Source organism: Proteus sp. Marseille-Q3619 (assembly GCF_965283115.1).
Genome location: NZ_CBDIMP010000001.1, coordinates 2,895,442 through 2,921,410 on the forward strand (window position 1 = coordinate 2,895,442; position 25,969 = coordinate 2,921,410).

Annotated in this window: 23 protein-coding genes; 20 read left to right on the plus strand and 3 right to left on the minus strand. The window is 38.9% G+C overall.

Annotated elements, in window-relative coordinates; translation table 11 throughout:
- Nucleotides 1-38: 38 nt before the first annotated feature.
- A complete protein-coding gene (gene metC / locus ACWPWK_RS13340) occupies nt 39-1,229 on the minus strand; it encodes a cystathionine beta-lyase (RefSeq protein ID WP_109371809.1) in 1,191 nt (396 codons plus the stop codon).
- Nucleotides 1,230-1,558: 329 nt separating this feature from the next.
- On the opposite strand from metC, the gene exbB reads away from it, so the two are divergent.
- The 14 genes from exbB (at nt 1,559) to yedF (ending at nt 16,227) form a co-directional block, all read left to right on the plus strand.
- Complete coding sequence (gene exbB, locus ACWPWK_RS13345) at nt 1,559-2,569, plus strand: tonB-system energizer ExbB (protein ID WP_109371807.1); 1,011 nt, start codon at nt 1,559-1,561, stop codon at nt 2,567-2,569.
- A 6-nt stretch (nt 2,570-2,575) separates the two neighbouring features.
- Nucleotides 2,576-3,004 (plus strand): TonB system transport protein ExbD, encoded by a 429-nt coding sequence (gene exbD / locus ACWPWK_RS13350; protein WP_075674386.1) that lies wholly within the window; start codon nt 2,576-2,578, stop codon nt 3,002-3,004.
- Nucleotides 3,005-4,877: 1,873 nt separating this feature from the next.
- The gene (gene hybO / locus ACWPWK_RS13355; RefSeq protein WP_109371805.1) at nt 4,878-6,002 is read left to right on the plus strand and encodes a hydrogenase 2 small subunit; all 1,125 of its coding nucleotides are present in this window, start codon (nt 4,878-4,880) and stop codon (nt 6,000-6,002) included.
- Nucleotides 5,999-7,012 carry a hydrogenase 2 operon protein HybA gene (hybA, locus tag ACWPWK_RS13360; RefSeq protein WP_109371803.1) on the plus strand — a complete coding sequence of 338 codons (1,014 nt, stop codon included), beginning with the start codon at nt 5,999-6,001 and terminating at the stop codon, nt 7,010-7,012. Before hybO ends, hybA begins: the two co-directional genes overlap by 4 nt.
- Nucleotides 6,999-8,180 (plus strand): Ni/Fe-hydrogenase cytochrome b subunit, encoded by a 1,182-nt coding sequence (gene hybB, locus ACWPWK_RS13365; protein ID WP_023580918.1) that lies wholly within the window; start codon nt 6,999-7,001, stop codon nt 8,178-8,180. Before hybA ends, hybB begins: the two co-directional genes overlap by 14 nt.
- Nucleotides 8,177-9,880 (plus strand): hydrogenase 2 large subunit, encoded by a 1,704-nt coding sequence (gene hybC, locus ACWPWK_RS13370; RefSeq protein WP_109371801.1) that lies wholly within the window; start codon nt 8,177-8,179, stop codon nt 9,878-9,880. The genes hybB and hybC overlap by 4 nt, the downstream gene beginning before the upstream one ends.
- Complete coding sequence (locus ACWPWK_RS13375; protein ID WP_023580916.1) at nt 9,880-10,368, plus strand: HyaD/HybD family hydrogenase maturation endopeptidase; 489 nt, start codon at nt 9,880-9,882, stop codon at nt 10,366-10,368. The genes hybC and ACWPWK_RS13375 overlap by 1 nt, the downstream gene beginning before the upstream one ends.
- The gene (gene hybE, locus ACWPWK_RS13380; RefSeq protein ID WP_109371799.1) at nt 10,365-10,859 is read left to right on the plus strand and encodes a hydrogenase-2 assembly chaperone; all 495 of its coding nucleotides are present in this window, start codon (nt 10,365-10,367) and stop codon (nt 10,857-10,859) included. Before ACWPWK_RS13375 ends, hybE begins: the two co-directional genes overlap by 4 nt.
- A gap of 62 nt (nt 10,860-10,921) precedes the next feature.
- The gene (gene hypB, locus ACWPWK_RS13385) at nt 10,922-12,157 is read left to right on the plus strand and encodes a hydrogenase nickel incorporation protein HypB (RefSeq protein ID WP_109371797.1); all 1,236 of its coding nucleotides are present in this window, start codon (nt 10,922-10,924) and stop codon (nt 12,155-12,157) included.
- Entirely contained in the window at nt 12,148-12,414 is a 267-nt protein-coding gene (hybG, locus tag ACWPWK_RS13390) for a hydrogenase maturation factor HybG (protein WP_006535180.1), read from the plus strand. Before hypB ends, hybG begins: the two co-directional genes overlap by 10 nt.
- Nucleotides 12,401-13,537, plus strand: coding sequence for a hydrogenase formation protein HypD (hypD, locus tag ACWPWK_RS13395; RefSeq protein ID WP_075674243.1), 1,137 nt, complete (start codon nt 12,401-12,403; stop codon nt 13,535-13,537). Before hybG ends, hypD begins: the two co-directional genes overlap by 14 nt.
- Complete coding sequence (hypE, locus tag ACWPWK_RS13400) at nt 13,534-14,553, plus strand: hydrogenase expression/formation protein HypE (protein WP_109371795.1); 1,020 nt, start codon at nt 13,534-13,536, stop codon at nt 14,551-14,553. The genes hypD and hypE overlap by 4 nt, the downstream gene beginning before the upstream one ends.
- 208 nt (nt 14,554-14,761) lie before the next feature.
- Nucleotides 14,762-15,988, plus strand: a complete 1,227-nt coding sequence (yedE, locus tag ACWPWK_RS13405) for a selenium metabolism membrane protein YedE/FdhT (protein ID WP_109371793.1) — start codon at nt 14,762-14,764, stop codon at nt 15,986-15,988.
- The gene (yedF, locus tag ACWPWK_RS13410) at nt 15,985-16,227 is read left to right on the plus strand and encodes a sulfurtransferase-like selenium metabolism protein YedF (protein ID WP_006535172.1); all 243 of its coding nucleotides are present in this window, start codon (nt 15,985-15,987) and stop codon (nt 16,225-16,227) included. Before yedE ends, yedF begins: the two co-directional genes overlap by 4 nt.
- 72 nt (nt 16,228-16,299) lie before the next feature.
- Here yedF and rdgC read toward each other — a convergent pair whose 3' ends face one another.
- The gene (gene rdgC / locus ACWPWK_RS13415) at nt 16,300-17,208 is read right to left on the minus strand and encodes a recombination-associated protein RdgC (RefSeq protein WP_109371791.1); all 909 of its coding nucleotides are present in this window, start codon (nt 17,206-17,208) and stop codon (nt 16,300-16,302) included.
- 1,330 nt (nt 17,209-18,538) lie between these two features.
- On the opposite strand from rdgC, the gene ACWPWK_RS13420 reads away from it, so the two are divergent.
- The 6 genes from ACWPWK_RS13420 (at nt 18,539) to ACWPWK_RS13445 (ending at nt 25,148) form a co-directional block, all read left to right on the plus strand.
- Entirely contained in the window at nt 18,539-19,732 is a 1,194-nt protein-coding gene (locus ACWPWK_RS13420; protein WP_244185004.1) for a porin, read from the plus strand.
- Nucleotides 19,733-19,818: 86 nt separating this feature from the next.
- Nucleotides 19,819-21,774: a bifunctional 2',3'-cyclic-nucleotide 2'-phosphodiesterase/3'-nucleotidase gene (locus tag ACWPWK_RS13425; protein WP_109371787.1), complete on the plus strand. Its 1,956-nt coding sequence runs from the start codon at nt 19,819-19,821 to the stop codon at nt 21,772-21,774.
- Nucleotides 21,775-21,860: 86 nt separating this feature from the next.
- The gene (locus tag ACWPWK_RS13430; RefSeq protein ID WP_069368615.1) at nt 21,861-22,637 is read left to right on the plus strand and encodes a ribonuclease T2 family protein; all 777 of its coding nucleotides are present in this window, start codon (nt 21,861-21,863) and stop codon (nt 22,635-22,637) included.
- Nucleotides 22,638-22,656: 19 nt separating this feature from the next.
- Nucleotides 22,657-24,279 (plus strand): bifunctional metallophosphatase/5'-nucleotidase, encoded by a 1,623-nt coding sequence (locus ACWPWK_RS13435; RefSeq protein ID WP_109371784.1) that lies wholly within the window; start codon nt 22,657-22,659, stop codon nt 24,277-24,279.
- A 337-nt stretch (nt 24,280-24,616) separates the two neighbouring features.
- Nucleotides 24,617-24,847 (plus strand): ParD-like family protein, encoded by a 231-nt coding sequence (locus tag ACWPWK_RS13440; RefSeq protein WP_004245167.1) that lies wholly within the window; start codon nt 24,617-24,619, stop codon nt 24,845-24,847.
- Complete coding sequence (locus ACWPWK_RS13445) at nt 24,822-25,148, plus strand: type II toxin-antitoxin system RelE/ParE family toxin (protein ID WP_109371782.1); 327 nt, start codon at nt 24,822-24,824, stop codon at nt 25,146-25,148. Before ACWPWK_RS13440 ends, ACWPWK_RS13445 begins: the two co-directional genes overlap by 26 nt.
- 144 nt (nt 25,149-25,292) lie before the next feature.
- Here the strand turns inward: ACWPWK_RS13445 and ACWPWK_RS13450 are convergent, their stop codons facing one another.
- Nucleotides 25,293-25,892, minus strand: coding sequence for a nitroreductase family protein (locus tag ACWPWK_RS13450; RefSeq protein WP_109371780.1), 600 nt, complete (start codon nt 25,890-25,892; stop codon nt 25,293-25,295).
- Nucleotides 25,893-25,969: the final 77 nt, after the last annotated feature.

Genomic DNA, 25,969 nt, shown 5'->3' on the forward strand with positions numbered 1-25,969 from the left:
CAGGGATAGATTTTTTTTAATAAAAAATTCATTCTTTATTAAGAAATACGTAAAAAGGCTTGTTCTAGATCTTCAATAAGGTCATCTACATTTTCTAATCCAATATGAATGCGAAATAGTGTTCCCGTAAATGTTGGCTGAGTTTCATATTGGCGCATCGCTTTAATATCATTAGGTTGATAACCCAAAATTAAAGATTCAAATCCTCCCCATGAAAACGCCATCTTAAATAATGAGAAGTTATCCAAGAAAAGTGCAAATTCTTCAGTGGTTAGGATTTTCCTTAAACTAAAAGAGAACAACCCATTGCTACCAGAGAAATCACGTTGGAAATATTCATGTCCTGGGCAAGAGACTAAAGCAGGGTGATAAACATTATCAACTAAAGGATGTTGTTTTAACCAGCGAGCGACTTCTAATGCACTTTGTTCGTGTTGTTTCATCCTGACAGGTAATGTTCTTAATCCTCTTGTTGTCATATAAGCAGTATCAGGATCAACACATTGACCTAATAAATAGGTATTTTCACGTAACTGCGCCCAGCAACGTTCATTAGCCACAGCAAAACCTAACATGCCATCAGAGTGACCATTAATATATTTTGTGGCAGATTGGATTGAAATGTCAGCACCCAATGTTAGTGGTTTAAGCAGTAATCCCGCCGCCCAAGTGTTATCAATCATAATAATGATTTCAGGGTTATATTGGCGCACTGAATTGACTATTCCTTGTAGATCTTGAATTTCCATCGTGATTGATCCTGGAGATTCAAGAAAAACGATTTTTGTTTCAGGAAGTAGCAATTGGCTGATCTCTTTGCCGATTAAAGGATCAAAATAAGTCGTTGTCACTGAGAATTTACGTAAGATCTGATCACAAAAATTTTGAGTTGGATCGTAGGCAGAGCCTGTAACAAGAATATGAGCACCTTGCTCAATAAATGCGAGTATAGATTGCGTAATCGCAGCTGCACCTGAAGGAAATAATGCGCAGCCTGCACCTTGCTCTAATTCCGTTAAAGCTTCTTGTAAGGCAAAATGTGTGGTTGTACCTCGACGGCCATAAAAAAGCGTACCTTCCGCTCGTTTTTTCGTTGCTTCACGTTTTTGTGCAACGGAATCAAAAATAACGGATGATGTTCGTTGTATAATTGGGTTTACTGCGCCTTGGGAATATTTTTTAGCTCGACCAGAAAGGAGGAGTGAGGTTTCTTGTTTTTTTAGCGTCATCCTTAATACCTTCTTTTAATTGATGGTGTGTTTACCTCAAGTTAATTCATTTTTTGGATAAGTACAAAAGGCTTGCAGAGTAGTTGATAAAATTTCACGTTACGTGAAAGAACGATAATTTGTCTTAAAAATCGACAAATGAAAAAAAAATAGCCAAATAGTAATGATAATTACTATCAAAATGCTTCATGTTTGATATCATTTGAGCGTTTTCTCTTTCCTGATGGCAAACAGGATGATTGTAAGCGAACGATTTTGGGTAAGTAGTGAAGAAAAAGCTTCATTACTGAATAAATAAATAGATAAAAAAGAGAGTAAAAGGCCAACTGATGCGTAATTTGACAGCTTCTATTCTATTGGCAATCGGTCTGACAGGCTCTGCTTTTGCGGATACGATTCCTGCCACACCAACTGAACAGCCAACTACTGCTGCCGTTTCTTCAACAGCTTCTACACCGGGAACAGCTACACCAACAACTGCTACTGCTTCAACGACTTCTACAACGGGTAATGAAGTGAAAGCAGTAGGTACTGAAACCACTAAGCCTGAAGGTGAAAATACACCTGTAACAACGGCTGAGAATTCAGAAAATGTACCTTCAGCGACAGAAAATACACCATCAGAAGTACAACCTGAAATGGTTGCTGGTGGTGGATTCGCTGAAGATTTATCTGTAATGGGCATGTACCGTAATGCAGACTTAGTCGTTAAAAGTGTCATGATTGGCTTATTGTTAGCCTCTATTGTTACTTGGGCACTATTTTTCGCGAAAGGAAGTTACTTGATCTCACTGCGTCGTCGCTTAAGAAATGAGACGGCTCAGTTAGTTGAAGCTAAATCACTTAACGATGCGTTAGCGATTAGCAAAAAATTTGGTAATAAGAGCGCAACCGCTGATCTCTTTAATGATGCAGAATTAGAGCGTACTTACTCTCAAGAAAGTAAAGTGGCATCAGGCATTAAAGAGCGTGTTGAAATGCGTATGGAACGTCGCGTTGCAGCAATTATTCGTGAATTAGGTCGCGGTAATGGTTACTTAGCCACAATCGGTGCAATTTCTCCCTTTATCGGCCTTTTCGGTACGGTTTGGGGGATCATGAATAGCTTCATCGGTATTGCACATTCTCAAACGACAAATCTTGCTGTTGTTGCACCAGGTATTGCAGAAGCGCTATTAGCAACCGCGATTGGTCTGATTGCGGCAATTCCAGCGGTTATTATCTATAACATTTTTGCTCGTATGATCGCAGGTTATCGTGGTGAAATTGGTGATATCGCAACAGGTGTGGTGACATTAGTCAGCCGTGATTTAGATATCGAAAACAGCAAAGCAAGGTAATGAATTATGGCAATGCGTCTTGGTGATGATTCAGGTGATGATAATGAATTGCATGATATCAATGTGACGCCTTTTATTGATGTCATGTTGGTTCTACTCATTATCTTTATGGTGGCGGCACCTTTAGCTACTGTTGATATAAAAGTAAATTTACCCGCTTCAAGTGCTAAACCACAACCTCGTCCTGAAAAGCCTGTTTATTTAACGATTAAGTCGGATAAACAAATTTTCATTGGTGAAGAGATGGTCACACATGAAACGATGGCGAATGTGTTAGATACCATGACACAAGCAAACAAAGAGACAACAATCTTTTTCCAAGCTGATAAAACGGTTGATTATGAAACGTTAATGTCGGCAATGGATTCGCTAAGAAAAGCGGGTTATCTCAAAGTTGGACTAGTGGGAATGGAAACCGTCTCTACGGGTGGTTAAATTTTAGCAAATAAGCTATTTATTTAAGTATTATTACTCTATTTTAAAAGCACTTTATTTGTCGTTGTGAAATGATGAATAAAGTGCTTTTTTATTGTATAGAAGAAATAGAGTTTATATTTTTACCGTTTTTAATGGTTATCGATATTATTAATAAAATTGAGTTAGAATAAAATTTAACTTTAGTGTTAAATAAGATTAATAATAAGTAGATTAAGTTTATGAGTAAACGATTAATTAAATTTATTGAGTAATGGCGGGCTGAATCAATTAATGCTAAGTAGATATCATTATTTGAACTCCTATAACATTAATATTCATTAACTCTTCATTTTTTTTCATTTTTAGATTTGTTTAGTTCGACATTTTAAAGTTAAATTTATCTATAACCTTATGATTTATAATGTCTTTATGTAAATTTGATTTAAGTGTAAAAAAACTTGCGCAAAAAATCTTATTGGATATAATGCACTCACGTTACAAATTGAAATATTTTGTAATGTGTTATAACGCCTAATTTATTTATTATCTAAGTTATCCGTATTTGGGTACTTATTTTTTTATTGCACCAGGTAGACCGTTGTTTTCAGTCATTCCAATTTCTGGTAAGTAGATTTTATTTACTTATTCAAACCACTACTTATCTTTGATACGCAGTGAGTAAAATAAAACGTGAAAGGCAGAGAACTACACATAGCATTTTATTATTTTAATAAATTTAGAAGCCATAACATTTCGGTGTTATGGCTTTTTATTTTTATCAACTGGGATTTTGCTTTTATCATTATTTTACCTGTCCTGTCTTTCTCATCACTTTAGAGGGCATACACCTCATTACCTGCTGATCTTCACAAGTACTTGTCATACTGAATACTACAAACAGTTAACAAAGCATATTTTAATTTTTTAGATTTATGACCACTTCTTTTATCTATTCTCACAAAAAAAAGAAATCAGCTCTATTTAGGGATTATTTATCGATAAATTGTATTTTTTTTATCCACAAAAATAACAGTGATTTAACATGAGATTTTATTTACGTTAATTTCGTTATAAATTCGATATATTATAAAATAACTTAACGAAACTATTGCAAATGTGTACTAATTAGTAATTATTAATGATCTTATCTTTTTGATGATGTTTATATCGATATGTACTTAATTTTATAACGATTTTATACTAGAGGAATTTCTTATTCCAAAAATGAATATACTTATAACTATATGAAAAACGATAAGAAAAACAGGTTAACTTTTGTCTATTAAATAAACAGTAATTATGGTGATTAAAAATTAATAACGAAAGAAGATTAGCTAAATAGGTAATGAAAATAAGCTGAAATTAAATATATTAATGTAATCATTTCTTGTTTATGAAATGCAATTTTTAACATTACTTATGATGTAATATAAAGGTTGATATTATGAAAACAAGAGTCATCATTATAATTAAATAATATATTGAAACTTATTTTTAATAATTTTTATTGGAATATAGGAATAATGGATTATTAATTTTGTATTATTTTAAATATATTGTCTTATAATTTGAATGTTTTTTGTCTTTTTTGTATCTAATTGATTAATATAGATTTTAAAAATATCTTTATCTTGTTTGTTGAGATAATGAGAATTATTTCTATTTAAATTATCATTATTAAATAGAGCTTAAATAAATTTAAAATGACGAAATATATAAAAAATAGACATTAAACCTTATATTGCTGAAACGTTTTTACTCACATAAAAGCGTAATTTATTTTTTAATGAATTATCGCTTGATAATGATCAAGTCATTATTGTGTCGTAGTGTTAAAAAGGCGGTGTTTTAAAATTATTCCAATTAAAAATCATCATATCAGGAGAGATATATGGCCTTGGGGAATAATGTTTTTTCCCATCATGGTATTAACCGACGCGATTTTATGAAATTGTGTGCTGCGTTGTCAGCTACCATGGGATTAAGCGGCAAAGCTGCCGCAGAAATGTCAGATGCAATGGCATCATCTGAACGTCCACCCGTTATTTGGATTGGCGCTCAGGAGTGTACAGGGTGTACGGAGTCTTTATTACGTGCAACTCACCCGACTCTGGAAAACCTCGTTCTTGATGTTATCGCACTCGAATATCACGAAGTGCTTTCTTCGGCCTTTGGTGAACAGGCTGAAGAAAATAAACACAATGCGATGGAGAAATACAAAGGTAAGTACGTCCTCGTTGTCGACGGTTCAATCCCAGACAAAGATGGCGGTGTTTACTGTATGGTTGCAGGAAAACCAATTCTTGAGCATATCAAAGAAGCCGCTGAAGGGGCTGCTGCGATTATTGCTATTGGTTCATGTTCTGCATGGGGTGGTGTACCTGCTACTGGGGGTAACCCAACAGGCGCTAAATCACTGGAAGCTATTTTACCGGGTAAAACTGTTATCAATATTCCAGGGTGTCCACCAAACCCACATAACTTCTTAGCAACTGTTGCACATATTATTACTTTCAACAAATTGCCTAAGTTAGATAGCAAAAACAGACCGCTTTTTGCTTATGAGCGTTTAATTCACGAAAACTGTGAACGTCGCCCTCATTTTGATGCGGGTCGTTTTGCTAAAGAATTTGGTGATGAAGGTCATCGTCAAGGCTGGTGTTTATACCATTTAGGCTGTAAAGGCCCTGAAACTTATGGTAACTGCCCAACATTAGAATTCTGCGATGTCGGTGGTGGGATCTGGCCTGTCGGTATCGGTCACCCCTGCTATGGCTGTAACGAAGAAGGTATCGGCTTTACTAAGGGTATTTTCCAATTAGCGAACGTTTATCAGCCAACACCAAAAGCACAAGTACCTGATGTTAATGCAAAAGAAGGTGGTGGTGTTTCTTATGGTGCTGCTGGCTTACTGGGTGCTGTCGTGGGGGCAGTTGCAGGTGTTAGTGTGATGGCTGTGCGTCAATTAGGCCGTGACAAGAATGCCACAGGAGCCTCACAGGAGGATAAACGGTGAATAGGCGTCATTTCTTTAAGCTGGCATCAGGTGGGGTTCTCCTTGCGGGAATGGCACCCACTGCGAGTCATGCTGCGGCGCAGAACCGTCCCCCAATTCCTGGGTCTCTCGGTATGCTCTACGACTCTACACTGTGTGTAGGCTGTCAAGCATGTGTCACAAAATGTCAGGAAATTAATCACCCGGAGCCAATGGAGCGTGGTGATACTTACGCTAATGGTGATCCGATTTGGTCAAACAATGACAAATTAAGTCCTTACACAAATAACATTATTCAAATTTGGCGTGATGGTACTGGTGAAAATAAAGATCAACTGGAAAACGGTTATGCCTTTATTAAGAAACAATGTATGCATTGTGTTGATGCAAACTGCGTTTCTGTTTGTCCTGTTTCTGCGTTAACCAAAGATCCAAAAACCGGTATTGTCCATTATCACGCGGATATCTGTACAGGTTGTCGTTATTGTATGGTGGGATGCCCTTATAACATTCCAAAATACGATTATGATGATCCATTTGGTAAGCTCTATAAATGTGAGCTTTGTAACCAAAAAGGGGTTGAGCGCTTAGATAAAGGCTTATTACCAGGCTGTGTTGAAGTTTGTCCTACTGGTGCGGTTATTTTCGGTACACGTGAAGAGTTGTTGGAAGAAGCAAAACGTCGTTTAGCGAAAAAAGCGGGTGAAGAGTATCATTACCCACGTCAAACCATTAGTGGTGGCGATACTTATTTACATAAAATTCCTGAATATCAAGATCATATCTATGGTGAGTTTGAAGGTGGTGGTACGCAAGTCATGGTACTTTCTGCTGTTCCTTTCGAAAATTTAGGAATGCCAGAAGTGGCACCATTATCAACGGGTGCGCGTTCTGAACATATTCAACATACGCTTTACAAAGGCATGGTATTACCAATAGCAGCCCTCGCAGGGATCACCTATTTGGTTAACCGTAATAGTAAAAAACAAGAGCAGGAACACCACAAGGAGGATAACGATGTCGAGTCATGATCCTCGTCCACTTGGCGGTAAGTTATTTACTCTAGCAGTAAGAGTATTTTTACCGCTTGCTGTGCTCGGTTTTATTCTTATTGGTAAGCGTTTGGTATTGGGTCTGGGCGATGTCTCTGATCTGAATGGGGGATATCCTTGGGGTATTTGGATTGCCTTTGACTTATTGATAGGGACAGGCTTTGCATGTGGTGGTTGGGCACTTGCATGGGCTGTTTATGTCTTTAATAAAGGGGAATTTCACCCATTAGTGCGACCTGCATTGTTAGCGAGCTTGTTCGGCTATTCATTAGGTGGTTTATCTATCGCCATTGATATCGGTCGTTATTGGAACATGCCTCACTTCTTTATGCCGCAATACTTCAACGTTAACTCAGTGTTGTTTGAAACAGCGACCTGTATGACCATCTATATTATGGTGATGGCATTAGAATTCTTACCTGCGTTATTAGAACGTTTAGGTTGGAAAGTGTCGTTGAAACGTCTTAATAAAGCGATGTTCTTTATTATTGGTCTTGGTGCTTTACTGCCAACCATGCACCAATCTTCAATGGGATCATTAATGATTTCAGCGGGTTGGAAAGTACATCCACTGTGGCAATCTTATGAGATGTTACCGCTATTTTCTCTGTTAACAGCCTTTCTCCTTGGTTTCACTATCGTTATTTTTGAAGGTTCGCTGTTAAAAGCAAGCCGCACCATGAACGATGATGAAACACCGCTATTTACCAAGTTAACCAAAGTGATTGAAGTGTTACTGATTGCTTTCTTGGTATGTCGCTGGGGCGAAATTATTTGGAACGGTAAACTGAGTTATATCGGAAATGGGGATATGTTCTCGTGGTTATTCATTGCTGAAAGTGCATTATTGTTACTTCCTCTTATTTTGATGCATTTAAATAATAACCGCCGTAGTCCAAAAATGTTGTTTGTCTGCGCTGTATTTATCTTAATTGGCGCAGCAATGTGGCGTATGAACTACTCTTTAGTTGCTTACAATCCAGGCAATGGTTACCACTATTTCCCAACAGCAAGTGAATTGCTGATTTCTATTGGTTTCGTTGCATTTGAAGTAACAGCTTACATTCTTATTATCCGTTTACTGCCGGTCTTACCTGCACAAACAGACTCAAATATACAATTAAAAAAGGCTGAGGTTAAATCATGAGCCAACGCATTACTATTGATCCTATTACCCGTATTGAAGGGCATTTACGCGTCGATTGTGAAATTGATAACGGAAAAGTTGTTAAGGCTTGGTCTTCCGGTACCATGTGGCGCGGAATGGAGGAGATCCTAAAAGGAAGCGATCCTCGTGATGCATGGATTATCGTGCAACGTATTTGTGGGGTTTGTACGACAGTTCACGCCATTGCCTCAGTACGTGCTGTTGAAGATGCCTTAGGTATGGATATTCCTGTCAATGCGCAGTATATCCGTAACATTATTTTGGCTTCGCATATTCTTCATGACCATATCGTCCACTTCTATCAGCTTTCTGCGATGGACTGGGTTGATATTACTTCAGCATTACAAGCCGATCCTGAAAAAGCGTCAGCGATGCTAAAAGGCGTTTCTCAGTGGCAATTGAACTCTGCTGAAGAATTCAGAAAGGTTCAGAAGAAAATTCAAGGTCTGGTTGACAGCGGTCAGTTAGGTATTTTCGCTAATGGCTACTGGGGTCATTCAGCCATGAAATTACCACCAGAAGTTAACCTGATTGCTGTTGCTCACTATCTGCAAGCACTTGAATGTCAGCGTGATGCTAACCGTATCGTTGCGGTTCTTGGTGGTAAAACACCACACATTCAAAACTTGGCAGTAGGGGGTGTTGCTAACCCAATTAACCTTGATGCACCAAGTGTTCTTAACTTAGAACGTCTAATGTATGTGAAGCACTTTATCGATAATCTTGGCGATTTTATTGAACAAGTTTATAAAGTCGATACTGCGATTTTTGCTGCTTATTACCCAGAGTGGCTAAAAATTGGTAAAGGTGCGAACTACTATTTATCTGTACCTGAATTACCTATTAACGGTAATAACACTGAGTTTTTATTGTCTGGTGGTTATATGGAAGGCGTTGATTTCTCAACGTATCGTCCAATTAAAGACTGGAAAGATGAAAACCTGAAAGACGGTATCGAAGAAAGTGGTAAACACGCATGGTATGAAGATGATGAACCATTAAAACCGTGGGAAGGTTTGACTCGTCCTAAATATACAGGTTGGGATGAGAACGAAAAATACTCATGGGTTAAATCACCTACATTCTATGGCAAACCTGTCGAAGTGGGTACGTTAGCATGGTTAGTATGTGGTTTAGCAGGTAAGCATGAAGGAACTGTTAAACACTATAACGAAATCAATGAGATATACACCAAATTAACGGGTGAAACGCTGGTTAATGAGCAGTTAGAGTCAACTTGGGGACGCATTATTGGACGTACTGTTCATGCGTGTGTGTTACAAGATTCTCTAAACTTCTTGTGGCAATCACTGGTTGATAATATTGGTCGTGGCGATACAGCTGCCTTTATTAAACCAGAGTTTGAACCAGGTAAAGAGTACCGAGGTGTGGGTTTTGAAGAAGCCTCTCGCGGTATGTTATCTCACTGGATCGTGTTTAAAGACGGTAAAATCACTAACTATCAGGCGGTTGTTCCATCAACATGGAATGCGGGTCCTCGTAACTTTAATGATGAACCGGGTCCTTATGAGTTATCACTTGTTGGTACACCTGTTGCTGATCCGAAAAAACCATTAGAAGTGGTAAGAACGATCCACTCCTTTGACCCATGTATGGCGTGTGCTGTGCATATGGTTGATTTAACAGGTAAAGAACTAAGTAAGGTGAAGGTATTATAATGCGAACTCTCGTCTTAGGTATTGGTAATTTATTACTAAGCGATGAAGGCATTGGTGTTCGTATAGTAGAAGCGCTCGAAGAGCGCTTCTCTTTACCAGAGAACGTCGATGTTATTGATGGTGGCACATCAGGTATGGAAATTTTGCAAGATATCGCTGCAAGAGATCTCCTGATTGTTGCCGATGCGGTAAGAAGTAATCATGAACCTGGCAGTATTTTTGTGTTACATGATGATGATGTTCCCGCACTTTTTACGCAGAAGATCTCGCCTCATCAATTAGGCTTATCTGATGTGCTTATGGCATTGCGTATGACAGATGAATTTCCACGCAAGCTTATTTTAGTGGGCATTGAACCTGCGTCATTAGAGCCAAGCATGTCACTGTCTGACATTGGTCAAAAATCAATGGAAATTGCGTTGGAACATGTCGTCAATATTTTGCGTGAATACGGCATTCCTGTCACACCCAAAGAGGTAACAGCATGAGTGAAATGAGCTGGGATATCGTAGGATACGATGAACCACCTGTTGAGCAACTTGAAGCGCGTTTTAGTGAAATTGCTGAAAAAGAGATGAAAGGGCTTCCTTTTTATCGAGAAGGTATTCCTGTAAAAGCAGGGGGCTTTACCTTATTTGAAAACCAGTGGATTGGGGCTGTCCTTACTCCTTGGATGCTAGAGCTTGTCGTTTTCCCGGGGCCTTCACAAGAATGGCCACATCGAAAAGTAGGTGATCGCATTGGGTTAGAATTACCTTGTGGTCAGATTAAATTCGTTGTGGGTGAGCTTGCTGGTGATATGCAATATCTCGCGTGTTCATTAATGTCGCCACTTGATAGACACCTTTCAGGGGAACATGCTGTTGAGTTGGTGGAAAATAGTGTAAAAATGGCACTTTCTCTTCCTGTTCAGACACAATCCGTAGCAGAAGTTGATTTAAGTCGTCGTTCTCTCTTCCGTGGTCAGTTAAGATCATAGTGTAGAAATTTTACGCGACACAGAGTCACATTCTTCTTATTGAATAGTACAGGAGTCAGAATATGTGTAGCACTTGCGGTTGTGGCGAAGGCAATGTCAGAATTGAAGGCGTAGAGCCTCATTCACATGAGCACCACCATCATCACTCTCATGACCATGATCATCACGACCACGGTCATCATCATGATCACGGCCATCATGGGCATGATCATCATCATGAACACAATGCTACTCCAGCGAATACTGTTCATAAATATATTGATAAGTCTGAACAAAAGCATAAACATAACTACGAAACACATGGTCAGCCTATCATCGTTCATCACCACTATTACCATAACAGTGGTGATGTTCATCTCCATTTTCATAACGATGCACAGCTAAACGAAGCGCCTGTTTTCCATGAACATCATCATGGACATGACGATCATCATGAGCATGATCATTCACACAATCATGACCATGCTCACAGTCACGATCATTCTCATGATCATAACCATGAGCATTCACATCATCATTCTCACAGCCACGATCATGACCACGATCACGAACATGAGCACGAAGAGCAATTTAGCCCTGTGATTGAAAATCAGAATATGCATTATGGCCAAGGTGAAGCGGGAACACATGCTCCCGGTATTAGCCAAAAGCGTATGCTGAAAATTGAAATGGATGTGCTGGATAAAAATAACCGTATTGCTGTTCATAACCGTGAACATTTTGAACAACAAAATGTGTTGGCATTAAACTTAGTCTCAAGCCCAGGCTCCGGTAAAACAACGCTATTAACACAAACCTTAAAACAGTTAGCGCAACGTGTGCCTTGTGCGGTGATCGAAGGCGATCAGCAAACCACTAATGATGCGGATCGTATCCGTGAAACTGGTGTGCCAGCGATCCAAGTGAATACAGGTAAAGGTTGCCACCTTGATGCACAAATGGTGCATGATGCGACACACCAATTAGGCTTACATGATAACAGCGTTCTCTTTATTGAAAACGTGGGTAACTTAGTTTGTCCTGCCAGTTTTGATCTGGGTGAAAAGCATAAAGTTGCGATTCTTTCTGTCACTGAAGGTGAAGATAAGCCACTGAAATACCCGCATATGTTTGCTGCGGCTGATTTAATGATTATCAACAAAATTGATTTAGTGCCACATCTGAATATTGATGTTCAAGCCTGTATTGAATCCGCTCGCCGTGTTAACCCAAATATCGAAATCATTGCGTTATCAGCAACAACGGGTGAAGGCATGGAAGAGTGGTTAGCTTGGTTGGAGAGTCGTTTATGTGCTTAGGTGTTCCAGCTAAGATTGTTGAGGTGGGCGAAGACGTCCACCAACTCGCTTATGCCGAAGTCAGTGGCGTCAAACGTGCTGTTAATATTTCGATGGTATGTGAAGGCGAACCTAGTGAATTATTAGGCAAATGGGTACTTATTCATGTGGGATTTGCCATGAGTATTCTTGATGAGCAAGAAGCACAAGATACCCTTGATGCATTACAGCATGTCTATGGTGTGACCCTCGAAGAGGCTGATGATGCAGTACGTTGATGAATTTCGTGATCCCGAACTTGCGAAAGCCTTACTAGCCCAAATCCGTGAAACTATTTCACAATGGCCTCATCCTATTAAACGTCCATTACAAATTATGGAAGTGTGTGGTGGGCATACACATGCCATTTTTAAATTTGGTCTAGATCGCTTATTACCAGAAGAAATTGAATTTGTTCATGGACCGGGTTGTCCTGTTTGTGTATTACCGATGGGGCGAATTGACGCCTGTTTAGAAATTGCAGCCCGTCCTGATGTCATTTTCTGTACTTTTGGTGATGCAATGCGAGTACCGGGACGTAATGGCTCAATGCTTGATGCACGTCGTCGTGGCAGTGATATTCGTATTGTCTACTCACCGCTCGATTCCCTCAAAATTGCACAAGATAATCCAGATAAACAAGTCGTCTTTTTTGGTTTAGGTTTTGAAACTACGATGCCAAGTACTGCAATGACGCTACAACAAGCGAAATTGCGCGGACTCAAAAATTTCTCTCTGTTTTGCCAGCATATTACTATCGTGCCGACTTTACGTTGTTTACTAGAACAAGATGATGTTCGCATTGACGGCTTTATTGCTCCAGGGCATGTGAGTATGGTGATTGGCTGTACGCCATATCAACCGCTATGTGACGAATTTGAAAAGCCTTTTGTGGTGACAGGATTTGAACCATTAGACTTATTACAAGCTATACTGATGGTCATTAAACAACTTAAAGCAAAAGCAGAAAATACAGATTATGTTTTAAGTATTGAAAACCAATATAGTCGCATTGTACCGAATGAAGGTAATAAGTTGGCTCAAAAAGCACTTAGCGAAGTGTTTATGTTAAAAGAAACCAGTGAATGGCGTGGACTGGGTGAAATCCCAATGTCAGGTATTCAATTAACACCTGCTTATTCTGAGTTTGATGCTGAATTACGTTTTACTCCCGCCCCGCAGAAAGTGGCTGATAATCCGCAATCTCGCTGTGGTGATGTATTAACAGGACGATGCAAACCTTCCGATTGCCCACTCTTTGGTAAAAGTTGTACACCAGAAACGGCATTGGGTGCCTTGATGGTATCATCTGAAGGTGCATGTGCGGCTTATTATCAGTATCGCCGTGAAGGTAATATATGAAACAACCTGATGAAATCACCTTAGCCCAAGGAAACGGCGGGCAAGGTATGCAGCAACTTATCGAAGGACTATTTTTAAAAGCGTTCGATAATCCATTATTAAATGAAAAAGAAGATCAAGCGCGGATCGCCTTAAATGAGTTAACCACACTGGGCGATCGTCTTGCTTTTAGTACAGATAGCTATGTCATCGATCCCATTATTTTCCCTGGTGGAAACATTGGTAAATTATCGGTCTGCGGGACGGCTAACGATCTTTCTGTTGGTGGTGCGGTTCCTCGTTATCTTTCATGTGGTTTTATTTTGGAAGAAGGGCTTCCTTTTGAAACCTTAGAAACCCTTGTGATGGCAATGGCAAAAGCCGCGCAACAAGCGGGCATTCAAATTGTTACGGGTGATACGAAAGTGGTTCCTCGTGGTGCTGCGGATAAGATTTTTATTAACACTGCGGGTATTGGTGTGATCCCAACCAAAATTCATTGGGCTGCATCAAACATTAAAGCAGGCGATAAGATCTTAGTGAGTGGCACGATTGGCGATCATGGTGCAACAATCCTGAATCTGCGTGAAAATTTAGGGCTTGAAGCGGATCTGCAAAGTGACTGCGCGGTTCTTGAGCCAATGATTGCCCCTTTACGCCAAATCGAAGGAATTAAAGCACTACGTGATGCAACTCGAGGTGGTGTGACGGCGATTTTGCATGAGTTTGCTCAAGCCAGCGGTTGTGGCATGAACGTGCATGAAAGCAAATTACCTATGAAACAATCTGTTCGTGGTGTATGCGAATTATTGGGACTTGAAGCGCTTAATTTCGCTAACGAAGGAAAAATTGTTTTAGTAGTTTCACCAGAAGCGGAAGCTCAAGTACTTGAAGCACTGCATCAACATGCTTTAGGCAAAGACGCTTGCACGATTGGCGAAGTCACAACGGATAATTATATTCGTTTAACAGGTATTTTCGGTACTAGTCGTATTCTCGACCTACCTTATAACGAGCCTTTACCTCGTATCTGCTAAACACTTATTCCCCACTTATAAATTGAAATGTTCACTGAATTTATAAGTGGGATAAGTTACCCACTTGTTACAAAAAATTGTTATAACGCAAATTTCTCTCATTTATCTGAATACTGACTCTTTGATAAAAAAATTATCGGAGTAACATGTTCGCCTCATCCTACTGCGTGGAGAGTGTCTCTCGTAGAGGTTAGCTCTAGGAAAAAACATGTCTTGGTCAGAATTTAAATCTCAATACCTGATCCGTTTTTGGAAGCCTCTTCCAGCTGTTATCGCGGCAGGTATCTTATCAACTTATTACTTTGGTTTAACCGGCACTTTCTGGGCTGTCACTGGTGAGTTTACTCGCTGGGGTGGTCACGTTATGCAATGGTTCGGTGCTCATCCTGAAGAATGGGGTTATTTTAAAATCATCGGTCTTGAAGGTACGCCATTAACGCGTATTGATGGCGTGATGATTATCGGGATGTTTGGAGGTTGCATTATGGCGGCTCTTTGGGCCAATAACGTCAAACTTCGTCATCCTCAACATAAAATTCGTATTCTTCAAGCTGTTCTAGGTGGGATCATCGCAGGTTTTGGTGCTCGTTTAGCAATGGGTTGTAACCTTGCTGCCTTCTTTACGGGTATTCCTCAGTTCTCTTTACATGCTTGGTTCTTTGCGGTTGCAACGGCAGTCGGTTCCTACTTCGGTGCCAAGCTGTCATTGATGCCACTGTTCCGTATTCCAGTAAAACTGCAAAAAGTCAGCCAAGCGTCACCTATCACTCAAGATAAACAACGTGCGAAACGTCGCTTTAGATTGGGAATGGTTATCTTTTTTGCCATGATTGCGTGGTCTTTAATTATTCTCTTTGATTCACCAAAACTGGGTTTCGCCATGCTAGGCGGTATTGGTTTTGGTATTTTAATTGAACGTGCACAAATCTGTTTTACTTCTGCTTTCCGTGACTTATGGATAACAGGCAGAACCCATATGGCAAAAGCGATTATCATCGGTATGGCGGTGAGTGCCATTGGGATCTTTAGCTATGTCCAATTAGGTGCAGCACCTAAAATTATGTGGGCGGGACCTAATGCGGTAATTGGCGGTTTACTCTTCGGTTTCGGTATTGTGCTTGCTGGTGGGTGTGAAACTGGCTGGATGTATCGCGCTGTTGAAGGTCAAATTCACTTTTGGTGGGTTGGATTAGGCAATGTGATTGGTTCGACGTTACTCGCTTATTATTGGGATGATTTTTCAGCCATCTTAGCGACTGATTATGACAAAATTAATTTACTTGATACTTTTGGGCCAGTAGGTGGATTAGGCGTGACATATCTGATGTTGGGTCTGTCATTTGTGTTGTTGCTTTGGTGGGAGAAACACTTCTTCCGTAAAAAAACACAACAAGCACACTCTATTTCAACCCAGATTAATAAGGAAATCGCATGAGCCAGAAAGACACTATTATTCCCGATTATCGTTTAGATATGGTTGGCGAACCTTGTCCTTACCCTGCGGTGGCAACGCTTGAAGCCATGCCATCTCTGAAAAAAGGCGAAATTTTAGAAGTGGTCAGTGATTGCCCGCAATCAATCAACAATATTCCACTTGATGCGAAAAACTACGGTTATACCGTGTTAGATATTCAACAAGATGGCCCAACTATTCGTTATTTAATTCAAAAATAATCTTTATTTTTCATTAAATAAAAAAACAGCCTATACATAGAGAATGATAGGCTGTTTTCTTGAATAATATTATTACTCTGCTTCGCCGCCTAGGACTTCGGTGACTCGTTCAATTAAAGCGCTGAGTTCACCGGTCATTAAAATAAAGTCGGCATCAAAACGTTGGGCAAAATCAGCTTTATCAATGTCATCATTTTGCTCACGTAAAGTTTCACTGAATTTAATGCGTTTGATAGAACCATCATCACAAAGCATAAATTGCAGGCGATCTTCCCAATCTACAGAGAGTTTGGTGACAAATTTACCTGCTTCAATATGCGTCGCAATTTCATCAGAGACTAATTCCTGTTTCTTACAACGAATAACGCCACCTTCATCTAAGACCGCTTTTAGCTCGGCTTCATCCATCAAGGTAAAGCCAGCTGGGAGTTCTCCAGAGCGTACCCACTCTGTCATTTTTAATTCAACGGATTCATTAAAGTTCAAAGGAACAACAGGTAATGAACCTAAGGTCTTACGCAGCAGGGCTAAGTTATCTTCAGCGCGTTTTGCACTGCCCGAATCAACAATAACGAGTTGTTTTTCTAAATCGAGCCAAATAAATGTTTGTGAGAATTTACTAAAAGCACGAGGAAGCAGAGTGTGCACCACTTCATCTTTTAAGGTGGCTTTCTCTGTTTTTTTCAGTTTACGTCCTTGCTCACCTTCAAGTTTTTCAACTTTGTCTTGCAGTGCTTGTTTAATAACTGTCGCAGGTAAAATTTTGTCTTCTTTCCGTGCACACATCATGACTTGTTTGCCAGCAACATGGATAAGCGCTTCACCGCGATCACCCATCGGCGAAACCCAACCTGTCCGAGTCATATCTTGGCTACTACAAGGTGTGAATGCCAATGAGGCAAGCTGTTGTTCTAACTCATCCATTGACAGTGCTATCTCTTTATTTAAGCGATAGACTAAAATATTTTTAAACCACAGCATCTGACATTCCCCTTAATCATTATTTACCACAATATGATACTGAATGTTTAGGGTATCTAAAAGGTAATATCCCTTAAAAGAAAATCTATACCGTGCTATTTAATAAAAAGATAAAAAAAGCTGAAACGAATAATTAGTAAATCTACTCTATGATAATGAGTTTTATTCTTATCTGAATTAGATCGATTAAGAATATTGATAATGAAATAGCATGATTTTTAGTACAAACCATTATGTGATAATAATCACAAGATTTTATTTTTATACTCTTTTTTGTTTACAAACTGAAATCACTTTCAGATTTATCTCTGCATTAATTTACAAAACAAAAATATTCTTGACGCTCTTGTGTGATAATTATCACAAAATAAGGAAAATGTAGGAGGGGGTTTTTCACAATAAGCAAAGTGATTAAGATCACAAATATTGATATTTTTTTTCAAATATCGTTAAAAGAGCACGATTGGGCTTTTTATATTAACCAGTGTTATAGTTTAGATTTTATAATGTTTCATTGGGTTTTGTTGTTGCTTGTACGTATTGATTAGATATTGTAATTGAATAGCATTCTTGTGCTTCTCTTTTGAATATTTATAGATAATTATTCTTTTTTGATGGGATGTTACTCGTTACCACTAGTTAAATTGTATTTAAATTCGACTTTGCCTTTATTTAAATAAGAAATAAATATAAAGATAAAAAATTATTAATTAGGAATAACAATATTTAAATCTTTAGTGTTATTTATTTAGTGGTTAAAATTAATACTTCCTTTTAAATATATTAAATAGGGGGATAAATTTTTTATTAGCAAAAAAAAGAGTCTTATAAAGAAATGAAATATAAAAGAAAAATCTAAAAGTGCTATTTTTAAAAAGTTGATTAAGTTCAAAAAACACGTATCTTTACCTTTAATTGTGATACCTATCACTTGAGTATGTAACCATGAAAATACACATTGGTGTAATTGTGGGCTGTATCACGAAAGTTGGGCTTTTTTTTGAGTAACATGCCATCGAAAACTCAACAACCTATTTCTTTTCCTGACAGAAATAAAAGTAATGCCTTTATTTAAATATAATGAGGATATTATTTTTGTGTCTTATTGGTGATTACGTCTGTGTCAAGGAAATTAAAGCCTTTAAGAAAATTTTGTAGAGTCATAATTAGTAGCTATAAAAATTATCAATTGTGAGAGCGATTTTCTTTTTCGAAATTCGTGGCAGAGATCTTTTGCCTGAATCTCAGGTCAACTATATACGGCGGTATTATTTTTGACCTTAAAGAAAGTCATAAAACTATAGAAAATAGATAGATGGGTATTTTAATCATGAAAAGCTTGAAGCCTCTAGCAGCACTGGTTGGTTTGTTGGTTCTTTCTGGATCGGCAAACGCGGTAAACGTGTATAACGATAAAGGTACACGTTTCGATGTAAATGGTCAGTTCCGTTTAAAAACACAAGTGACCAGCCAAAATCACGAAATGAAAATGACGGATGATGGTAGCCGTATCGGTTTCTTTGGTTCACACGAACTGACTAACGATATCAAAGTCTTTGGTAAATTAGAGTGGGGTTCAGACACTCAAAGAACGAATAGCGAAAACCCTAAATCAAACTTTGAAATGTACAACCGTGTGGGTTATGTCGGCTTTTCTCACCGTGATTATGGTCAAATCCAATTTGGTCGTACTTATATTCCAATTGACTGGGTGAAAAAATCAAGCTACGGCTACGGTAACACAGGTGTATTTTACTTTAGCGATGTATTAGGTCGTTCAGTAGGTTACTCTGGTGGTGAAACTAGCGTTAATGGTAAATATGTAAACTATAATGGTGTTGGTAAAAACAACTTTATGACCCGTTTACCACAAACTATTTTCTTAGAAACTAACCGTTATGAAGGCTTTAAATTAGCAGGTACTGTAACAGGTAAAACTGGTGATGATGGTCGCCGTGTAGCGGGTGATATTACTCGTGCTTACTCATTAGTTGGTTTCTATAAATCAACTTTCGGTTTAGAGTTTGATGCGGGTTACTCTGCGGCTAAAGGTGAAGCAAATAATTCAGGTCCAAATAAAGATAAAACACCAGAAAACAGTATCTTAGCGTTTGGTGCGGAATACTTCTTCCCAGGTCGTGAATTTTCTATCGGTTTAGACTATGGTCAATCTCGTGGTAAAAATCCAGGCTTAGCACTGTATTCAAACCAAGCTCCGCGTGGCTGGAACTCAGTGAAAGGCGATTGGAAAGCTGACTTGTATGGTGTTGGTGTGAAATGGCACTGGGATCGTATCGAAAGTGGTATGTATGCGGGTTACTACCTGCGTGATGGTGATGCCAACACATTCAACTACAAAAAAGAAACCTATACTATGGGTGTAGATAAACGTTTTGCGGTATCTAAATACAACAACTTACGTTTATTCGCTGAAGTTGCATATGATGACGCACGTAGCGAAAACCCGAAATATGAAGATAAAAAGCAATATATCTTCGAAACTGGTATGCGTCTGTACTTCTAGTCCTGACAAAAGCATTACCGTTTGATAGAAGTAACCAAAGGAGAGCGATTTCGCTCTCCTGTTAACCAATATATAAGGGGTGTGTAATGGTTAAGAACGTGTTGAAAATTTCAACATTAGCAATGTTTGTCGCATTCAACGTGAATGCTGCGACAGTCGATCTTCGTATTATGGAGACGTCTGATGTTCACAGTAACTTAATCGACTTTGACTACTTCAAAGACAAACCAACAGAACAGTTTGGTTATGTCCGTACTGCTAATTTAATCAAAGCAGCAAAAGCTGAAGCAACCAATGCGATTTTAGTTGATAACGGCGACTTGATCCAAGGTAGCCCGCTGGCTGACTATCAAGCAGCTAAAGGCTTAGAAAAAGGCGAATCTCATCCAGCTCACCAGCTGATGAACACCATGGGTTACACAGTAGGTAACTTTGGTAACCATGAATTTAACTATGGTTTAGATTACCTGAAAAAAGCCATTGCCGGTGCTAAATTCCCTTACATCAACGCCAACGTGATGGATGCGAAAACAGGCAAAAACTATTTCACACCTTATATCATTGTTGATACACCAGTAAAAGATCGTGATGGTAAAGAACACACTATCAAGATTGGTTATATCGGCTTCGTTCCACCACAGATCTTAATCTGGGATAAAGCCAATCTGGATGGTAAGGTCGTTGTAAACGATATTACAGAAACAGCGAAAAAATTCGTCCCTCAAATGAAAAAAGAGGGTGCTGACCTGATTGTGGCTATTCCTCACTCTGGTTTTGCCTCAGAGCCATACAAAGCAATGGCTGAAAACTCTGTTTATTATTTAAGCGAAGTTGAAGGCATCAATGCAATCATGTTTGGTCACGCTCATGGCGTATTCCCAAGCAAAGAATTTGAAGGCATTAAAGGTGTTGATGTTGCTAAAGGTACTGTAAATGGCGTTCCTGCGGTTATGCCAGGACAATGGGGTGATCACTTAGGTGTCGTTGATATGGTTATCAACAACGACAGCGGCAAATGGGTGATGACACAAGCAACAGGTGAAGCACGTCCTATCTTTGATAAAGCGAACAAAAAAGCATTAGTTGAACGTGATGCTGAATTAGCGCAAATCATTGAAAAAGCACACCAAGGTACTCGTGATTTCGTGGGTAAACACATTGGTAAAGCTTCTGCCAATATGTACAGTTTCTTAGCATTAGTACAAAGCGATCCAACTGTACAAATCGTTAATGATGCACAAGTTGATTACACTAAACACTTTATTCAAGGTGATCCGAACTTAGACGGTTTACCAGTATTAGGTGCAGCTGCGCCATTTAAAGCGGGTGGTCGTAAAAACGCACCAGCAGACTTCGTAGAAGTTGAAAAAGGTGACTTAACATTCCGTAACGCTGCAGACTTATACCTGTATCCAAACACATTAGTGGTCGTTAAAGCGACCGGTGCTGATGTTGTTGAGTGGTTAGAATGTTCTGCGGGTATGTGGAACCAAGTTGATCCAAATTCAACTAAACCACAAGAACTGATCAACTGGGATGGTTTCCGTACTTATAACTTCGATACCATTAGTGGTGTGAACTATAAAGTTGACCTAACTCAACCAGCTAAATATGACGTTGATTGCCAAGTCGTTAATAAAGATGCGAATCGTATCAAAGACGTGACTTATGAAGGCAAGCCAATCGATCCTAAAGCAACATTCCTGATCGCAACAAATAACTACCGTGGATACGGTGGTAAGTTTGCGGGTACTGGTGAAGCAAATATTGCGTTCGCATCTCCAGATGAGAACCGTGCAATCTTAGCTTCTTACATTGCTAAACAAACGAAAGAAAAAGGCGAAGTTGCAACTAAAGCTGCTAACAACTGGTCATTCTTACCTATTAAGACTGACAAAGCGTTAGATGTACGTTTTGAAACGTCGCCAAGTGAAAAAGCGGCTGCATTTATTAAAGATTTCTCTCAATATCCAATGACCTTTGTGGAAAATGATGAAATCGGTTTTGCAATTTACAAAATTGATTTAACAGAGAAAAAATAAGCCATTAAAGCCTGTCCATTCTGGGCAGGCTTCTCTTACCTTTTTGAACCAAAAGAGTAAAACTTATTGCTCTTTAAGGGGATTTTATGCGCTTTATGAAGCTATTACCTGCTGCTTTTGCTTTAGTATTAGCAGGATGTGCAACGCAAGCACCTGAAATTACAGAACCATTAAAACCTCAAGCTAAATTAGTTGAAGGCGTATCTTGTATTTTACCTGATGCACCAACAGCACCTTACGACTACATTGCTTCTAATGATCGCTATGGTCAAAACAGCACAGCATCAACAGATTACTTTAAGTTAGCGATTAACTACTCACCCGCTTTTTGTGATTATAAAAGTAATAACATTAAGCGTTTAAATAACGACAATGAAAAAGATCGTGCAAAACGTGAGTATGATAAATTTGAAATCCAATGCTTCTCAGATAATAAATTTGGTTGGATTGTTCATGGGCTGTGGGCTGAAACCTGTGATGGTAAATCATGGGAAGAGTGCCGTGATTGGAAAGACATACGCAAGCATCCTCGTTTATGTAAAGGCGATTTACCACCTTTAGAATACTCTGCTATCAAACCTTATCTGTGTGATTCTCCGGGTATCGACTTACTACAAGGTGAGTGGGAAAAACACGGTGTATGTGCGTTTGATACACCAGATGCATTCTTTGGTAAACAAAAAGAGTTGTATGAAGCGTTAGTATTACCAGAAGGCCGTCCTTCAAACAGTGCATTGATTAAGTTCTTAAAAGAACACAATCCATCATTGAAGGATAAGGAAATTCAAATTAATCGAGATGAATTCTATATCTGTTATAGCAAAGATTTCGAAGTCATTGATTGTCCGAAACGTGAATTTTGATCTTAGGGATAAATTTTAAATGAACCATAAATATAAACTCGTTGCACTGGCAGTAAGCTCAGTCTTATTAGCTGGTTGTGCAAAGAACTACGACGAAGCTAATGTTGTTGATGTGCGTGTTATCGCAATGAACGACTTCCACGGTGCACTAAAAGCGCCAGGTCCAAACAAACCTGGTGGCATCGAGCACATGGCAACATTAATCAAAGAAATGAAGAAAGATAACCCGAACAACATCGTTGTTGCAGCGGGTGATATGGTTGGTGCAAGCCCACTGTTATCTTCAATGTTCCATGATGAACCTTCTATTGAAGCGTTATCATTAGCTGGCTTAGAAGCAACGTCTGTGGGTAACCACGAATTTGATAAAGGCATGAGCGAGTTACTGCGTAAACAGAACGGTGGTTGCCACCCAGTAACAGGTTGCCAAGGTCCAACTGAATTTAAAGGCGCTGATTTCCAATACTTAGCCGCTAACGTTATTGTTAACGAAACAGGTAAAACATTACTGCCTGAATATGTTATCAAAGAATTTAATGGTATCCCTGTTGCATTTATCGGTGTCACACTGGAAGGTACTGCGGCAATCGTAACACCTAAAGGTACTGAAGGTTTAAGTTTCCATAACGAAGCGAAAACAATCAACGCATTAGTGCCTCAGTTAAAGGCGCAAGGTGTTCAAGCGATTGGTGTGTTAATTCACGAAGGTGCTGCACAACGTCGTGACGGTGGTCCTGTGAATATCAACGCATGTAATGGTATTACTGGTAAAGTATTAGGTGTTGTTGATCAATTAGATCCTGCGATTGACTTCGTTGTGACCGGTCATACTCACCAAGCTTATAACTGTACTATCAACGGTAAATCAGTGACATCTGCGCAATCAAATGGTGCAATGTTAACGCGTATCGATCTGAAACTAGACAAAACAACAAAAGACGTTGTTGATGTTGAAGCACGTAATATTTGGGTTGATAACCGCAAATATGAAAAAGATCCAGCCGTTACCAAACTGTTAGAAGCTTACGAAAAAATCGCAACCCCATTAGCTAACCGTATCATTGGTAAGTTAGAAGGTAATTTAACGAAGCAAACTAACGACGCGGGTGAGTCTGCACTGGGTCAAGTGATTGCTGATGCGCATTTATACACTGCAAAACCAAAAGATATGGGTGGCGCACAAATCGCATTTATGAACAGCGGTGGTATTCGTGCTGATATGACAGGTGGCGACGTTTCTTATAACGCAATCTACACAGTACAGCCATTCTCTAACGTACTGTTAACTCAAACATTAACAGGTGAGCAAATCAAACGCCTGTTAGAACAACAATGGGATCGTTCACGTCCACAAGTGTTAGCGATTTCAGGTAACTTCCAGTACACATGGGATAGCAAAGCATCTAATGGTAACCGTGTTATCGTTGAATCAATGAAAATTGATGGTAAACCAGTAGATATGAAAGCGAACTACCGTGTTGTTGCTAACGAATACTTAGCAACAGGTGGTAGTAACTTCTCTGTACTGAAAGAAGGTAAAGATCCAGTTTACAGCGTGCCAGATGTTGATGCAGTCGTGAAATACTTTGCTGAGCAGTCTCCAATTGCTCAACCAAAAGCGAATAACATCACACGTAAATAACGTATTTTCATACGCCTTGTGAAAATCGCACCTCTTACGGGAGGTGCGTAAATAAATAAAGAGAGCAAAGTGTTGAACACAAAGGGTCCATCCCTACCTTTGTATTCATTACGCACTTTGCTCTTTTTTATGTTTTTTATTGGAGAATAAGTATTTTTTTAGTGAGCATGAAGGCATAAGCAACAAAGTTGGAATCTTTACAACATATCATCTGTGGTGTATTGTTGCGTTTAGCGACAAAAGATTTCATTTTTTGTCGTGAGTTATTAACATAAAAATTTATAGCGTTTTAATTCTATAAAGTTGTAACACCCGATAGGTATTAGGAGTGTAAATCATGGCTATTTCCGTAAGATTAGATGAAGACTTTGTGTCTGATGCTAAAATTCATGCGGAAGCGAAAAGCAGAAGTGTTCCTAAACAAATTGAACACTGGGCTAAAATAGGGCGTATAGCTGAAGATAACCCTGATCTGCCATATAGCTTTATCGAAGAATTGTTACTGGCACAGGCGGAAGTCGAAAACAAAAAGGTTTCTCGATATGTCCGAACCACAAAAAGAGATTGATGTTTATCAGTCAGCTCGATTTGAAAAGGCAATGAAAAAGTTGCCTGAATCAGATGTGAAAATTATTGAAGATGAAATTGATCAAATAATTGATAATCCATTGATTGGTGAACAGAAAAAAGGTGATCTTACTCATCTTAGAGTACATAAATTTAGGCTTAATGAGCTGACTGTACTACTCGGCTATTCATGGGTCGCCAACAAAGTTGAACTGTATTTATTGCATATAGGTTCTCATGAGAATTTCTATAATGCTCAGAAGAAACAGCGAAAGACTGATCTAAAACTGATTACAACATAAAAGAAAGGTGGCCTAATGCCACCTTTCTTTTATGTTGGATATGGGCAAAAAAAAGCCCACAGTGGCTGTGGGCAAGGAATGAAAGTAAAAAAAAGAGGGTATTACTTATTGCTAGGGTCTTTTGTCAGATGTCTGTTCTAACACTTATTTGAAGATTTTAAAGCGTGCATCATCTTCCATATAATTCTTTTCACCAGCCTCTTGTTCAATTGAACCAAAGACCATTTGAGCTCTTAGTTTCCATGTTTTTGGCAGATCCCAAGTTGCATGAACTTCGTCATCAATAATTGGGTTGTAGTGTTGTAATGAAGCACCTACGTTCTCTGCTGCTAATGCAGTCCAAACAGAGAGTTGCGCCATACCACTTGCTTGTTCTGACCATACAGGGAAGTTATCCGCATACAGTGGGAATTGTTCTTGAAGACCTTTTACGATATCAGTGTCTTCAAAATAAAGAATTGAACCTGCGCCTGCTGCAAAGCTATTAATTTTCGCTTCAGTTGCACTAAATGCTTCTGCTGGCACTAATTTTTTCAGGGTATTTTTAACGATATCCCACAGTTTTTGATGTTGTTCACCAAACAGAACAACAACACGAGATGTTTGTGAGTTAAATGCAGTTGGGCTCTCTTTAACCGCTTCTTTGATAACTTCAGTGACTCTGTCTTCGCTAATTGGAAGTTGATTACCTAAATGATAAATTGTTCTACGTTTTTTCATTAAATCAGTAAATGCGTTAGACATGATTGTCTCCTTGATAAATTTAAGCGCTTAAAGCGTGTCTTAGCTTGAGCTAATCTATGGACATACTATAGGGCTTA